Here is a 14,145-nt window from a genome sequence, read left to right as displayed (position 1 = left end):
CTGACTCCACAAGCACCCACACGAATTGCTTGATTCAGTTGTTAAAGAGCGGTTGGTTAAGATCTTTCGTCTCAACCGAGGCGCGCATTCTACAGCAGCCTCATTTGCTGTCAAGTGATTATTTTCATTTAAAATCAATCACTTACACCCGCTAGAAGCAATCTGCTGTCTGGCGGGAGGTGAATAATACAGGACTGAAACTTATGGTCAACCCCTCCTGGATAATTCTTTTCCAGACAGAAATCAACCGGTTGCAGCTCAGTCTGCACCAACCGTCATAATCCTGTTATCTGCGACTGCTAACCTCCCCCGCCAAACAAAGTCCCCACCTCCAAGCGCCCCCGATCATGGAACGACCCAAAGTGTTCCGAACCCGATCCGCACTGCCGGTACCATCATCTTCAACAATACCACCGAGTCCATCGGCGTTTCGCAGATCGGGCTGGCGATCATGCTCCATTCGAGTAGAGCGGGGCTGCGGTCTTCCGATCTTCTCCCCGGCATGAGGATCAGGATCAAAAGATCGCAGCGCTCCGCAGTTTCTATCGGGATTTGCCTCAGTGATTAGCGATCACCTGAATGTGTGTGATCCCCACCCGCTCGGCCTGCTGCAGAATTTCCTGCGGCGTCGAGTCTGCGGTGGGCATGATCAGGCCGTTTTCGGCATCGCCCAGATGCAGTTCCAGCAGATGCATGGCCGCCTCGTGATCGCCCAATTGAGGCTCCTTGAGCTCGAAGGTGTGAGTGCGAGGCTCGCCGTTGAACAGGTATTTCAGAAGATAAGTGTGCATGGTTTCATCCAGGGTTGTAGGAAGAAGCAACTGATTATCCTGACTCAATAGTCAATTTATAGTTCAACTGCATTCGCCTCGCGCATGAACGGATAAATGTCTTCACTCAATGCAAACTTTTCACGCCACCGGGCGTCCTTTTCTTACACTCCCAAACAGCTGACCACAGCTAAGGACTGGCGATGACCTTCTTTATATTCTTTCTGGCCTGCGCGGCCGCCGCGACCACTGGCGTCATGTTCAAACCGGGCGAGTGGTATGAGTCACTGGCCAAACCCGGCTTCACGCCACCCAACTGGGCGTTCCCGGTGGCCTGGACAGTCATCTATGTGTTGCTGGCATGGGCGGGTTACCGCTTGAGCCTTATTCCCGGGAGTCAGACGGTGCTGGCTTTGTGGGCCGCGCAGATAGCCCTGAATACACTGTGGACTCCGGTGTTCTTCGGCGCACATCAAATTCTTGCCGCCATGGTGATCCTGACGTTGCTCTGGCTAGTGGTTGCGACAATGGTGGTACTGGCCGTGCAGCTTGATCTCATCACTGGTTTAATCCTGTTTCCTTATCTGGCGTGGCTATGCGTCGCCGCGGCGTTGAATTTCTCCATTCTGATCAAGAACCGCTGATGAACACGTTCACCCGAAAAGCGCCGTGGCCGGAGGGCGAGCGTGAGTTGGCGCAAGTGCACGCCTTCAACAGAAAACTCGCCTGGTTGCCGCGCTTTAAAATTCGCAATCGCGTGCTGCCGAGGATGATTCAAACGCTGCTGCGCGCCAGTCAGGTCGGCGGCGCGAGAAAATTGCTCAAGCATGGCCTCACGGCTGAGAGCAGGGTGATTGATAGCGGTGGAGTACCGGTGGCCGTGCGGATCATTCGGCCCAAAGGTCGAGCAAAAGGCGTTGTGCTGGATTATCACGGTGGCGGCTGGGTGATCGGCAATGCGCAGATGAATGACAACTTCAATGTCGCCATCGTTAATACGTGCGATGTGACTGTCGTCTCGGTGGATTACCGGCTTGTGGTATCGACCCCCATTGAAGGGGTGATGCAAGACTGCCTGGCCGCGGCTCGATGGTTACTGACTGACGACGAGTTTGCCGATCTGCCGGTGATTGTCGTTGGCGAGTCGGCCGGAGGCCATCTGGCGGCAGCTACTTTGTTGGGGCTCAAGCAATCGCCCGATTTGCTGCAACGTGTAAGCGGCGCGCTGTTGTATTACGGCGTATACGATTTGACTGGCACGCCGAGCGTCCGCACCGCACCGCCGCAAACCTTGGTGCTGGACGGTCCAGGCATAGTTGAAGCGTTGCGCCTGCTCACGCCAGACCTGAGTGACGAGGAACGCCGACAGCCACCGTTATCACCTCTATATGGCGACTTCAGTGATTTCCCGCCTGCGCTGATGTTTGCCGGCGAACTGGATCCGTTACGCGACGACACCCTCGACATCGCCGAGCGCTGGATGCAATCGGCGCCTGTCGAAATGCACCTGCTGCCCTCCTCGCCACACGGCTTCATTCATTTTCCAACGGCTATTGCTGAAAGCGTATTGACCTACAGCCGTGAATGGATTTGCGCTCGGGTCAGCGGGCAAATGAACGCTTCAGCCTTGGAATTGGGCAACACGCCCTCATAACAATGACTACACACATCATTTCCCGAGGGGAAGGACAGACCATGACCAGCCAAACCGAAACTGCCATCCTCGCCGGCGGGTGCTTCTGGGGGATGCAGGACTTGCTGCGGCGCTATCCCGGTGTCTTGCAGACGCGGGTCGGCTATACCGGCGGCGATGTCCCCAATGCGACTTATCGCAACCATGGCAATCATGCCGAAGCGATCGAAATCGTCTTTGATCCAGCCGTGATCAGTTACCGGCAGATCCTCGAGTTCTTCTTCCAGATACACGATCCGAGCACACCCAATCGCCAGGGCAATGACCTGGGCCCCAGCTATCGCTCGGCGATCTATTACCTCAGTGAAGAGCAACGCGATGTTGCAGAAGACACTGCTGCTGACGTTGACGCCTCAAAGTTGTGGCCGGGCCGCGTGGTCACCGAGATCGAACCGGCCGGTCCCTTCTGGGAAGCAGAGCCTGAGCACCAGGATTACCTGGAGCGGATTCCAAACGGCTACACCTGCCACTTTATTCGGCCGAACTGGAAGTTGCCCAAGCGCAACTGATAGCCAAGTAAGTTCGAAGCTCTCCGACATCAGCCCCCGATACCGTTCTTTAAAGGCACGGGGGCTGTTCTGCTTTACGCGTCAGCCTTTAGCAAACTCCGGCCCCTCAACGTGATAGACCGTCGGCTCTTGCGAAAAGTAATCCTGCAAACCCAGCATGAACCTCTGATGGTCATCACTCGCTTCAAAACCCGGCGTGTGATCCTCGAGTGTTTGCCATTGCACGATCAAGTTGAAGACCTCGGGACTTTCAATCCCCTGCGCGAGTGTGTGACCGCGGTAACCCTTTGCCCGAGTGAGTAAAGGCTCGACCTCGGCGAACGCATGGCGGAACTGCTCTACTTGTTCTTTATGGACGGGAAGCAAAGCGACTTCATAAATCATGGCGTGTCTCCAAATTGAGTTTCAACGGTCGAAAGTGCACTTAGCCAATGAGGCTATCTACGATGGCAATCGCAATTTTTCCCTGGATTCCATTGTTGGGACTCTCCAACCGGGCATGCGCGAGTGGAATGTCGGCAAGTGAATAGACGGCCCCCACGTGCGGGCGCAACTGGCCGCGCTCAATCAACGCGCTCAGTTCATCAAGCTTGCCGCGGTTTTGCCGGGTGAAAACGAAGTGATAACTGGCGTTCTTGCCCCAGGCCTGGACGAGATTTTGTGGCAGCGCAATGTCGACAATCGAAACAACGCGACCCAGTTGAGCAAGCGCGTCGGGGCTGCGTGACAACGTGTTGCCGCCAATGGTGTCGAACACCACATCGACTCCGCGACCAGCGGTTTCCCGCAGGATGGCGTCAACGTAATCCTCCTTTTCGTAATCGATGACCACATCGGCCCCCATACTGCGTGCGAACTCACTGTTCGCTTCACGCACAGTCGTGAACACCCTGGCGCCAATGGCTTTTGCCAGTTGAATCGCCACATGCCCGACGCCCCCGGCACCACCGTGTATCAGAATGGTTTCGCCCACTCTGAGCGCCGCGCGCACGACCAATGCTTCCCACGCCGTCCCACCCACCAACGTCAGGCTTGCTGCCTCCAGATGGCTCAGCGCGGCAGGCTTCTTGCCGACGATGCTTTCGGCGGCAACGTGGTACTCGGCGTAACTGCCTTGGCCGTCAAATATCTGCGGGGTGTACCAGACCTCGTCTCCGGGAACGAAGTTCGTCACGCCTGGCCCCACCGCTTCGACAACGCCCGATACGTCATGCCCGGTTATGGCCGGCAGTTGCACCAGGTCGGGATAATCGCCGCGTCGAACCTGGAAATCCAACGGGTTGATCGAAGTCGCGTGAACCCGGACCAGAACCTGTCCCGCTTGAGGCACGGGCTTGGGCACGTCGCAAAGTTCGAATGCTTGCGGGCCGCCAAATGATTTAAGTATCAGAGCTTTCATCGTATATCCTCATTTCGATAAAAAGGGATATCGAGATTTCTCGATATCTTTGGGTAAAAAGACAGCTGAAAACTACAGGTCCTTCCCGATGATCTCGGCAAGAACGCTGATGGTTGCTTCATTGCGCTTGTAGTAGGTCCACTGACCGATACGTCTGACTTCAACCAGACCCACGCGTTGCAGCGTTGCGAGATAAGAAGACACCGTCGACTGCGACAGCCCGACACCTTCCTGGATACTGCTCACACACACGCCCACCGTATGAACGTCACCTTCATCCTGCGGCGGGAAGTTCTTTTCGGGATCTTTCAAACCCTTGAGGATTTCAAGTCGGGTCTGGTTTGAAAGTGCTTTGAATATTTCGAGTAAGTCCATGCCGCGAGGATATCGACATTTTTCGATATGTCAATACGAGAATCCAGTACTTTTCAGTCAGCCGGGAGCATTGCGATATGATCCGCAGCAACCGATTCCGATGGACTCACGCTCATGCCAACTGCGCAGACCCGCCCTACCCCCGCGCCATTGCTCAAACCCGGCGAAACCGTGGTGCTGTTCGACGGTGTGTGCAAGCTATGCAATCGCTGGGCGCGTTTTTTGATTCGGCATGATCATCAAAGGCGCGTGCGACTGGCGGCAGTGCAGTCACCCGAGGGGCAGGCGCTACTGGCGTGGGCGGGGTTGCCGATAGACCAGTTCGACACCATGGCGGTGATTCGCGACCGAAATTACTGGGAGCGATCAGATGCCTTTTTCGAAGTCGTCGGTCAGTTGCCCGGCCGCTGGCAGCCCTTGCGCTTGCTGCGCGTTTTCCCGCGTGGGCTGCGGGACTGGGCTTATGACCGCATCGCGTTGAATCGCTATCGGCTATTCGGCAAGTACGACAGCTGCCTGCTGCCAAACCCTGATCATGAGCAGCGTTTTCTGAAAATGCCTGCGCCATCGGTGGCTGGGTCAGAAAGCTGACCAGGACTGCCCGTCAGAAAATTGCACGCAGAGGCTTAGGTTGGCCGGATCGTTGATCGCAGCCAGGTATTCGTCAACGCTGATTTCGCCGACGCAGGGCCGGGCACCCGGTTGCGGCACATAACCTCCGGCCATTTTCGCGGCCAGTGCGACGGCTGCGCAGCTGGGGATTTCCGGGCCTTTATCGTTAAAAGCGGTCAGTTGTGCGGTCATGGTCAGCGGTTTCCCTTCAACGCCTGCGCCCTGAACGTCGATGTACATCGCACTTTTGCCATCGCCGAATCGCTCGAATCGACAGCCCAGCCGATACAGTCTGGCGGCCCAAGGGAGATGGTCGCGAACCAGCCCGTTTTTTACTGCCTGCGCTAACAAAGCATTGGCAACACCGGCGAGTTTCAACCCCGCACCTGCCTTGAAGCTGAGCGTGCGCGCGCCATAGCGGCTGGGGAAGATATCCATGTCCGGTACGTCGACATTGGCCAGCAAGCGAGTGCCCAGTTGCGGTATTTTGCGCAAGGTCAGATCCTGCCAACCCGACACTTCATGCACCTTGCCGTTTTTCAGTTGTTTGATCGGCTTGCCGGCGTAAGCCAGCACACCTTCGATTGTCGACAATCCCGGCATTTTCGCCGAAGCGCTAACGCCATGTTCGATCGCGTCAATACGCGAAAATCGGTGACGCTGCTGATCAATGATCGCTGACGAAAGCGTCGGCACCGAACTGCAACCACTGAGGATCGCCACGCCCGCCGCTTTCGCCCGTGCATCGAGAGTACCCACGCCGTTGACGAAGGTTCGGCAGTCCGCCAGGTCGCAGTAATTCACTTGAGCAGCGATGCAATTCTCGGCGACTGCATAGGATTGCCCCTGAAACGGCCCGCCGGTGTGGATGACCAACCGGATATTCAGCGAGCGCAAAGCGGCGCTGAACGCAGGGCCCATGGCATCACCGCACCAACCTTGGACGACAGCAGCCGATTGGCTGTTCAGCTCATCGACCTTGCGCTGCAACTTATGCGGGTCGCGTCCCGAGAGCAGCAGTTCTACACCCGGCATGACCGCCAAATGCCCGCAAACGATGCTACCGAAATTACCGTAGCCACCGACCACCATCACCCTGAACGGCATTCAATTCTTCCCTAACTGAAGGCTGTTCTCAGCCACTATTCGACGCACATAAACAGCCGTGAAGAATATAGACCCCGGGCACCCGCAAGCCACTCAACAATTGCGCGATGCCGTCAGCTCGATACCTGTTCAAGAAAGATCAGTTGCAAGGGCTCCTCAAGCAGGTCATCCGCCGTAGCGGCGAAACGCTGGAAATACGGCATGGCGAAGTGCGCATCCAGTGCCGCTTGATCCTTGAACGCCTCGCGCATGTAGAACGTACCGCGCTCATCGCGCAGTTCAAACAACACATAATCGAGATTGCCCGGCTCTGCCCGGGTCGGTTCGACCAGTGCCAGAAGCCCTTCTTTCAAGGCCTGTTCCTGACCCTTTTTGGCCTTGAGTACGGCAATCGAAACCAATACTTCTGTGGACGCATTCATCATCAGTTCTCCGAAAGATAAAACAGGTATTACCGCGTAGGCGCAGGCGCCGCGTCGATTTTCAGACGCAGCAGGCTGTAGGGTTTCTGTCGTTGATCCTGCCCGCCGCGAAACGCCGCCTGGCGGTGCAATTGGTTGGCGATGAAATACAGATAGCCGTCGGGGCCGATCGACAACGTGTCAGGCCAGAGCAATCGTGGGTCGTGCACCAGCGTCTGCCATTGGCCATCCGGCAGCCGCTTGCGGATCGAGTTGTGTTCGTAGTCCCCGGCATAGACGGCGCCGTCGGCGTCAGCCTCCATGCCATCGGAGGCCCCTTTCTCGCCCAGATCCTGCACGGCGGCAGCCAGTTGTTGCTCGCTGACGCTGGCATCGCGCAGCAGCGCAGTGGACACGGCATACAGGTGTCGACTGGACAGAGGCGTGAAATACAGCGTCTGGCCATCGGCTGACAGGGCAATACCGTCCGACGCCACACCCAGTGGTTTGGGTTTGCCGTCGGCGCCTTCGACCATCACTGGCAAACCTTCAACGACCGGGACGAAAGCCGGATCAACCGACGTTGCCGGCACGCCGCTCAAACGACGCATGGCACGCCCACTGGCGATGTCCATGACAATGATTGCGCCCGGGCCTCGCAGCGAGGAGTCGGTGAGGTACACGGTGCCCTCGGTGCCGTTGCGAAAGTCGAAACGCATGTCGTTGACATACGTGCTGGGCAACATCACGTTGTCCGGGAACACCAGCCGCTTGACGACTTTGTTGCTGGCAAGGTCTATCGCAACCAGTTTCGCTCCTCGCGGCTTGGGGTCGGCGAAGCCCGGCGCTGCGGTGTCGAGCAGCCAGACACGCCCCTGACCATCAGCCACCACGCTTTGCACACTGATTAACCCGTCGCTTGGGTCGTTGGGGTTTTCCTTGTTGATCGCGGCGTTCGGATAGGCCACCACTTTGCCGTCGCGGATCTCGCCCAAGGTGAACGGCACGTTGTCGCCCCAGCGCGGAAAATTGACGAAGATCCGCCCGGTCTCGCTGACGGTCACACCGGTGGGCATCGCATCGTAGAACGCATGCACTTGTTCAAGCTTGCCGAAGGATCGATCGGCGGGTGCATCCGCCGGCAAGGCGACAGCGTTGATGGCGTGGGCGAACGGCGCACCAAACGCGGCAGCCGATAACAAGGCGATAACGGCGGGAAGGGTTTTCATACGCATAAAGTGCTCCTGACGGGCCCTTTATGGCGCCCGTATGACGGTTCAAGTGACGGTTATCAGAAGCCTTCGAGAACGATCTTGCCCCGAGCCTTGCCACTCTCGACCACTGCATGAGCGCGGCGCATGTTTGCGGCGTTGATCGCACCGAAGTGCTCGCCGACGGTGGTCTGCAAAACCCCCAGATCAATCAGGTCCGAGACCCGGTCAAGCAGGTGGTGCTGCTCGATCATGTCCTCCGTTTCGTACAACGAACGAGTGAACATCAACTCCCAATGCAGCGACAACGACTTGCGCTTGAGCGGCATGACATCAAGGCTCTCGGGATCATCAATCACCGCTAGCCGACCCTGCGGTCGCAGCACTTCGATCAGCTGTAAAAAGTGCTGTTCGGTGTGGGTCAGGCTGGCGACGTAATCGACCTCGGCAATACCGAGTGCCTGCAACTGAGCGAGCAGTGGCTGGCTGTGATCGATGACGTGATGGGCGCCCAACTGCTTCACCCAATCAGCGGTCTCCGGGCGCGAGGCGGTGCCAATCACCGTGAGTCGGGTCAACTGCCGAGCCAGTTGCACCAGCATCGAACCGACGCCACCCGCCGCGCCGGTAATCAACAGGCATTTGCCCTCCCCGCTGGCCTCGGCGACACCGAGACGGTCGAACAATAATTCCCACGCTGTGATCGACGTTAGCGGCAATGCCGCCGCCTCGGCAGCACTCAACGAACGTGGCTTGTGCCCGACAATCCGCTCATCGACCAAATGCAATTCGCTGTAGCTACCGCTGCGAATAATCGAGCCGGCGTAAAACACTTCGTCGCCCGGTTGAAACAGAGTCACTTGCGAACCGACTTCGCGGACGATGCCGGCCGCATCCCAACCGAGAATTTTCGGTTCTTTTGTGAAAGTACCGGCGCGCACCTTGGTGTCGACCGGGTTGACTGAAACAGCCCGTACCTCGACCAGCAGATCACGCGGACCGGGCACTGGCGCAGCCATCTCGATGTCTTGCAAGGATTGCGGATCTTCAATGGGCAGGGCGTGGTGTACAAAGGTGATGGCTTTCATGGGGGCTCGCTGTCTGAAGGGTTGAAGCATTCACTTGCCACCATCTTCGGCTTCCCACGGAGAAAGAAAAACCTGCAGAATGCGCCAACACTTTCACTGCAGAAGAGAAAATGATCCGCATCGATGATCTCGCCCTGTTCACCCGAAGCGCAGCGCTGGGCAGCTTTACCGCCGCGGCGCTGGAGGCCGATTTGTTGCCCGGCCAGGTCGCCGCCGCCATCAAACGGCTGGAGCGCGAACTGGATGTGCGCCTGTTCGCGCGAACCACCCGCAGCCTGCGTTTGACTGCCGAAGGTGAGCAATACCTGCCCACCGCCCACGCCGTGCTCGAAACCCTGAAACAAGGCGAGGACAACCTGAGGGGTGAAAACGCCACGCTGCGCGGCGTGCTGCAAGTCACTGCGCCGTCTGATCTGGGGCGCAATATTCTGCTGCCATGGCTAACGATGTTCCGTCGTCAGCATCCGGAACTGACCCTGCGCTTTGTGCTGTCGGACCAGATGGCCGACCTGTTTCGCGACCCGGTCGACGTCGCCATTCGATACGGTACCAACGAAGACGCCAACTACGTGGCTCTGCCACTCGCGCCTTGGAATAAACGGGTGCTGGTCGCATCGAAGGACTACGTGCAACGCCACGGGCAGCCAGAAACGCCGGAGGACTTGTTGAATCATCCATGCCTGCTCTACCTGCAGAATGGTCGGGTCTTCGATAAATGGAGCCTGGCCGGTCAGACGATTCAAGTCTCTGGCCCGCTGTTCAGCGACGACGCCGATGTGGTTCGGCGCTGGGCACTGGACGGTGAAGGTATCGCCAACAAATCCTGGCTGGATGTCAGCGCTGACGTGAGCGCAGGACGTCTGCTTGTGCTGCTGCCGGACTTTCCCGGAGAAGCCTCGCCGTTGAGTCTGGTGTGCCCGCATCGCAAACAAATTTCCCCCGCGGTATCGCAACTGTATGCGTGGTTGAGCAACCAGTTTGCCGCCCTGCAGCCGGGCTGAACTGAGCGTCCGATAATGGCTGCGGCGTTGACGAACGGTCTTTCGAGTGTTCAGATGCCGTCCAGTTTCAGGTGTCCCATGCCGCCGTGCATGGGGTGAAACGGGAAACCGGTACGTTCTTTTTGAACAAGTCCGGTGCTGCCCCCGCAACGGTATGCGCGTGATGCTTTCGACACACCACTGTGGCCAGACGGCCATGGGAAGGTGAAAGCATCGATACGCGCGAGCCCGGAGACCGGCCCGAAATTTCTGTTTGGCAAAATCCTGCGGTGGGCGGGCATGGGCCGGTGTCGGCGTGTGCGCGATGCCTTCTCCTGCATGCTCTTCTGCGAAGATCCTTTTCGAGAAGACAATGATTCGACCTTTCAACTCCTCTGCTCCATCCCTGCTATTCGGTTGCCTGTTCAGTCCGCTGCTGCTGGCCGACGAAGCGCCTCTGGAACTCAATCAGCAAATCATTTCCGCACCGTCGGTGGAGTCCACGACCGTCGCCGACATGGCGCATTACGGCAGCAAAGTGGACATCGTCAGCCGCGAACAGATCGAGCGCGCCGGCCCCGGAGCGGATGTCAGCCGCGTCATGCAGATGTTCATTCCCGGCCTCTATGTCGCCCCGAAAAACGGCCCGTTCGACTACGGCACTTATTCCCTGCTGGGCGGGCGCAACGACGATACGCTGATCCTGCTCGACGGCGTGCGCCTGAACAACCGCTTGTACGGTGGCTTGTATCTGGACACCTTGCCGGCGAACGCCATCGAACGCATCGAAGTGCTCAAGGGTGGGCAGAGTCTGTTGTTCGGCACGCAAGCGGTGTCGGGGGTGATCAACATCGTCACTCGCTCGCCACAGCGTCGAAAGGCCTCGGGCGAGGTGAACATGGGCCTCGATACCTTCGGCGGCACCACCGGCGATGCCCGGGTCGAGAACATCTTCAGCAACGGTTTCGGCGATCTGGGCTTGCTGGCGTATGTCAGCCACAACGTCTCCGACGGCTACCAGCCGTTTCGCAACCGCGACATGAAAAACGTCACCGAGAAAAAACGCGCCTATGAAGTCACCACGTTCGGTGGCAAGGCGATTCAGTCGTTCGGCGACGACTCGCGGCTGGAACTGTTCTACCAATACGCCGACGCCAACCTCGATTTCGCCCGTCCGGTCGGCAACCACAAAACCACCAACGACCGCGTGCAACAGATCGCCACAGCGACCTTCGAGCAAAACCTCAATGAGCGTCTGAGCTACTTCGTCAAAGGCCATGTCAACGATTGGGACACGCGCTACACACGCATCAACAACGTCGAGGGCGGCGCCAACAGAGTCATCAACCACAACGACTACTGGGGCTTCACCGATTGGGGCATACAGGCCGAAGGCAAGGCTGAATCGTCCGACGGTCATGTGCTGGTGTTTGGCACCGACAACCAGTGGTTCAAGGGCCAGGACGATGTCCTGATCATCGACAACGACAAGGCTGAAGCCCACGCGATCTACACCCAGTTGCGTCCGCGAGTCGACGCCCTGCCCGACTGGCACCCGAGCATCGGCGTTCGCCACGAAGCCATGGGTGGCGGCGACAGCGCCACGGTCGGCATGCTCACTTCGCTCTACGATCTCAACGACAACTGGACCGTGCGCGGTCAGTACGGCAGCGCCTACAAACTGCCGAACGCCGAGCAATTGTTCGTCAACGAACCGGGCGACGAGATCGGCAACCGCAACCTCAAACCGGAAAAAAGCCGCAACGCCGAACTGGGCCTCGACTACAAGGGGCTGCTGCTTGATCGCGCGTTCAGCGCCAGCATCACCGTGTTCAAACGCAGAATCGACGACCTGATCACCCTCGACGATAGTCGCTGGGTCAACGGCGAGGGCCAGGTGCGCATGCGCGGTTTCGAGGCCGACGCGAAACTGGCGCTCAACGCGCAATGGAGCCTGCAAGCGGACATGACCCGCAACCTCACCGAATCGCGCAGCGGCGCGACCATCAATGACATCCCGAGTTTCTTCGCCCGTTCGCGCATAGGCTTCGAGTCGGAAAACCGTCTGTGGGGTGCCGGCGGTGCGATCCGCTATATCCGCGATGTGACCAGCTCGAAACAGGTCGAGTACGGTCACTATTCAGTGATCGATGCCGACGCTTATCGCTACCTCGACAATGCCCGTCAACACCGCGTCAGTCTTCTGGTAGAGAACCTGTTCGACCGCGATTACGTCACCAGCCGTGCCAGCAACGTCGACAACCTCGGACGGCCGTTCACCTCAGAAGTACGCTACACGTACCGCTTCTGATGGCTGAATTCAAAACGGTCGACGGCGTCGACACGCACCCGGACTGGTCGCACGTTCCCGAACATGCGCGCCACGTGTTCCTCTGCACCGGCCCGCGCTGCACCCAGCGCGGCGCCTTGCAGTTATGGAAAACCCTGCGCCGGCATCTGCTGGCGCACGACCGCATCGAAACCCCGGGCGGCGTGTTACTGACGCGCACGCATTGTCAGTTCCCGTGCAATCTGGGGCCGATTCTGACGGTGTATCCCGAGACCTGCTGGTATGGCGCGCACAGCGACGCCGACGTGCAACGGCTGGTCGAGGTGCACCTGGTCGGTGGTGAGGTGGTAGAGGATTTGCTGATAAAGGAGCGCTCATGAGAACACTTGGGTTATGCCTGACGGCCCTGGTCTGCACAGCACCGGCCCTCGCTGACAATTATCGAAACTGCGGCGAAACCTGGAGCGCTGCACAATTGCCGCCATCGCGTATCGTCGCACTCAATCAACACGCGGCTGATCTGCTGATCGCCCTGGATGCAGGGCCGAGTCTGGTTGGCGTCGCCTATCTGGACGACACCCATGCCGGGGATCGAAAGACCGAGTACGCAGGCGTTCCGGTGATCGCGCCGCGCTACCCGTCCAGCGAAGTGCTGTACGCGCAGAAACCGGATCTGGTGGTCGGCGGCTTTGCCACGGCGTTCGGCGACGGCGTCACTTCACGCTCGGGTCTGGCGCGCAACGCCGTCGCTTCCTATTTACTGGAGTCGGCCTGTGCGGGGCATTCGCTGGATTATTTCGGGCATGTGCGCAATGACCTGCTGACCCTCGGTGCGCTGCTGCAAAAACAGCCAAAAGCGCAGCAACTGAGCGCCGCCATGGATGCCGATCTGGCACGCGCCCGCGCACTGATCGGCAGCGAAAAGCCGCTGTCGGTGTTCTATCTGGACAGCGAGGTCAACGGTCTGGATTCAGAGGGCGGACGCGGTTTCGTGACCACCCTGCTCGCTGCTGCCGGGGGGCGCAATCTATTCGCCGACATCAACCAGTATCGCGTGACGATAGATCGCGAGACCCTGCTGATCAGCGATCCCGACGTCATCTTGCTGGCCGATGCCGAGTGGTCGCCGGCCTGGCGCAAACGTCAGCTGCTGGAGAATGATCCGGTGTTATCGCGCTTGCGCGCCGTGCGTGAGCACCGCCAGATCGACATCCCCTTCACTCACCTGCTGCCGACGGTGGGCAGCGGCCGTGTCGCACTTCACCTGGCGCAGCAACTCAAGGCACTGCAGAAAAATAAATGAACCCGCCGAACCTCAGGCCACCTAAGAAAGACCATCAGGAGGTAGCCAATGCATATCGAAACCGTGTGGATCGTACTGGCGGCAGTTCTTCTATTGATAGAACTGTGGGCCATCAATCGGGTGCGCAAGAGTGAGGGGAAATCGAACAACAAGGGAGTCTGGATTGTGTTGATCGTGTTTGTGCCGTTGTTCGGGCTGATCGCTTGGGCAATCGCGGGTCCTAAACACATCAGCCCGAGCACGGCCGCGCGTCCTGGCCGTTAATCAAAAAGTACCGGCCCTGCTTCACGCCTGAAAATCTCGACGGTCTTGGGACCGATCCCGCCAAATTGCGCCAGGCGTTTCTCGAACGCCTGGCGCGTCGGCACTGGCTGCCACGATACGGCAGACCTTCCCCGCAAAATGGC

17 protein-coding genes, 1 pseudogene and 1 riboswitch are annotated in these 14,145 nt (G+C 58.5%); of the genes and pseudogenes, 9 read left to right on the top strand and 9 right to left on the bottom strand.

The window, feature by feature from the left end:
* Nucleotides 1–557: 557 nt before the first annotated feature.
* On the bottom strand, nt 558–791 hold the full coding sequence (locus H8B20_RS26905; protein ID WP_115146894.1) for a hypothetical protein: 234 nt from the start codon (nt 789–791) through the stop codon (nt 558–560).
* 182 nt (nt 792–973) lie between these two features.
* Here H8B20_RS26905 and tspO point away from each other — a divergent pair, with 182 nt between their 5' ends.
* From tspO to msrA, 3 genes are read left to right on the top strand one after another with little or no spacing between them, the layout of a single operon-like run.
* Nucleotides 974–1,414 carry a tryptophan-rich sensory protein TspO gene (tspO, locus tag H8B20_RS26900; RefSeq protein WP_210625113.1) on the top strand — a complete coding sequence of 147 codons (441 nt, stop codon included), beginning with the start codon at nt 974–976 and terminating at the stop codon, nt 1,412–1,414.
* A complete protein-coding gene (locus H8B20_RS26895) occupies nt 1,414–2,424 on the top strand; it encodes an alpha/beta hydrolase (RefSeq protein WP_210625112.1) in 1,011 nt (336 codons plus the stop codon). Before tspO ends, H8B20_RS26895 begins: the two co-directional genes overlap by 1 nt.
* A gap of 41 nt (nt 2,425–2,465) precedes the next feature.
* Nucleotides 2,466–2,972, top strand: a complete 507-nt coding sequence (msrA, locus tag H8B20_RS26890) for a peptide-methionine (S)-S-oxide reductase MsrA (RefSeq protein WP_042558871.1) — start codon at nt 2,466–2,468, stop codon at nt 2,970–2,972.
* 81 nt (nt 2,973–3,053) lie between these two features.
* Here the strand turns inward: msrA and H8B20_RS26885 are convergent, their stop codons facing one another.
* From H8B20_RS26885 to H8B20_RS26875, 3 genes are all read right to left on the bottom strand, one after another.
* The gene (locus H8B20_RS26885) at nt 3,054–3,356 is read right to left on the bottom strand and encodes an antibiotic biosynthesis monooxygenase family protein (RefSeq protein ID WP_210625111.1); all 303 of its coding nucleotides are present in this window, start codon (nt 3,354–3,356) and stop codon (nt 3,054–3,056) included.
* A gap of 40 nt (nt 3,357–3,396) precedes the next feature.
* On the bottom strand, nt 3,397–4,371 hold the full coding sequence (locus H8B20_RS26880; RefSeq protein ID WP_210625110.1) for a zinc-dependent alcohol dehydrogenase family protein: 975 nt from the start codon (nt 4,369–4,371) through the stop codon (nt 3,397–3,399).
* 72 nt (nt 4,372–4,443) lie between these two features.
* Entirely contained in the window at nt 4,444–4,746 is a 303-nt protein-coding gene (locus H8B20_RS26875; protein ID WP_047300830.1) for an ArsR/SmtB family transcription factor, read from the bottom strand.
* Between the two features lie 114 nt (nt 4,747–4,860).
* On the opposite strand from H8B20_RS26875, the gene H8B20_RS26870 reads away from it, so the two are divergent.
* Complete coding sequence (locus H8B20_RS26870; RefSeq protein ID WP_210625109.1) at nt 4,861–5,337, top strand: thiol-disulfide oxidoreductase DCC family protein; 477 nt, start codon at nt 4,861–4,863, stop codon at nt 5,335–5,337.
* Here H8B20_RS26870 and H8B20_RS26865 read toward each other — a convergent pair.
* The 4 genes from H8B20_RS26865 to H8B20_RS26850 all read right to left on the bottom strand — a co-directional run bounded on the left by H8B20_RS26865 (nt 5,326) and on the right by H8B20_RS26850 (nt 9,165).
* Nucleotides 5,326–6,465, bottom strand: a complete 1,140-nt coding sequence (locus H8B20_RS26865) for a saccharopine dehydrogenase family protein (RefSeq protein WP_210625108.1) — start codon at nt 6,463–6,465, stop codon at nt 5,326–5,328. The genes H8B20_RS26870 and H8B20_RS26865 overlap by 12 nt on opposite strands.
* 113 nt (nt 6,466–6,578) lie before the next feature.
* Nucleotides 6,579–6,887 carry a putative quinol monooxygenase gene (locus H8B20_RS26860; protein ID WP_042562039.1) on the bottom strand — a complete coding sequence of 103 codons (309 nt, stop codon included), beginning with the start codon at nt 6,885–6,887 and terminating at the stop codon, nt 6,579–6,581.
* Nucleotides 6,888–6,916: 29 nt separating this feature from the next.
* Nucleotides 6,917–8,101: an L-dopachrome tautomerase-related protein gene (locus tag H8B20_RS26855; RefSeq protein ID WP_210625107.1), complete on the bottom strand. Its 1,185-nt coding sequence runs from the start codon at nt 8,099–8,101 to the stop codon at nt 6,917–6,919.
* Between the two features lie 56 nt (nt 8,102–8,157).
* Entirely contained in the window at nt 8,158–9,165 is a 1,008-nt protein-coding gene (locus H8B20_RS26850; RefSeq protein ID WP_042558864.1) for a zinc-binding alcohol dehydrogenase family protein, read from the bottom strand.
* Between the two features lie 110 nt (nt 9,166–9,275).
* Here H8B20_RS26850 and H8B20_RS26845 point away from each other — a divergent pair, with 110 nt between their 5' ends.
* The 5 genes from H8B20_RS26845 to H8B20_RS26825 all read left to right on the top strand — a co-directional run bounded on the left by H8B20_RS26845 (nt 9,276) and on the right by H8B20_RS26825 (nt 14,002).
* Complete coding sequence (locus H8B20_RS26845; RefSeq protein WP_047300822.1) at nt 9,276–10,166, top strand: LysR family transcriptional regulator; 891 nt, start codon at nt 9,276–9,278, stop codon at nt 10,164–10,166.
* A 52-nt stretch (nt 10,167–10,218) separates the two neighbouring features.
* Nucleotides 10,219–10,424, top strand: a riboswitch (cobalamin riboswitch).
* A 94-nt stretch (nt 10,425–10,518) separates the two neighbouring features.
* Entirely contained in the window at nt 10,519–12,456 is a 1,938-nt protein-coding gene (locus H8B20_RS26840) for a TonB-dependent receptor plug domain-containing protein (protein ID WP_210625106.1), read from the top strand.
* A complete protein-coding gene (locus tag H8B20_RS26835; RefSeq protein WP_042558861.1) occupies nt 12,456–12,815 on the top strand; it encodes a (2Fe-2S) ferredoxin domain-containing protein in 360 nt (119 codons plus the stop codon). Before H8B20_RS26840 ends, H8B20_RS26835 begins: the two co-directional genes overlap by 1 nt.
* A complete protein-coding gene (locus tag H8B20_RS26830) occupies nt 12,812–13,738 on the top strand; it encodes an ABC transporter substrate-binding protein (protein ID WP_210625105.1) in 927 nt (308 codons plus the stop codon). Before H8B20_RS26835 ends, H8B20_RS26830 begins: the two co-directional genes overlap by 4 nt.
* A gap of 48 nt (nt 13,739–13,786) precedes the next feature.
* A complete protein-coding gene (locus tag H8B20_RS26825) occupies nt 13,787–14,002 on the top strand; it encodes a PLDc N-terminal domain-containing protein (RefSeq protein ID WP_042558859.1) in 216 nt (71 codons plus the stop codon).
* Here the strand turns inward: H8B20_RS26825 and H8B20_RS27985 are convergent.
* Nucleotides 13,999–14,140, bottom strand: a pseudogene (locus H8B20_RS27985) (DNA methylase); the annotation flags it as partial. The gene H8B20_RS26825 and the pseudogene H8B20_RS27985 sit on opposite strands and share 4 nt — an antisense overlap.
* Between the last annotated feature and the right edge of the window lie 5 nt (nt 14,141–14,145).

The sequence above is a fragment of the Pseudomonas sp. P42 genome (assembly GCF_017973755.1).
Taxonomy (GTDB): domain Bacteria; phylum Pseudomonadota; class Gammaproteobacteria; order Pseudomonadales; family Pseudomonadaceae; genus Aquipseudomonas; species Aquipseudomonas iridis.
The sequence above is the reverse complement of the archived record's forward strand: the minus strand, read 5'-3'. Positions and strand labels throughout refer to the sequence as shown.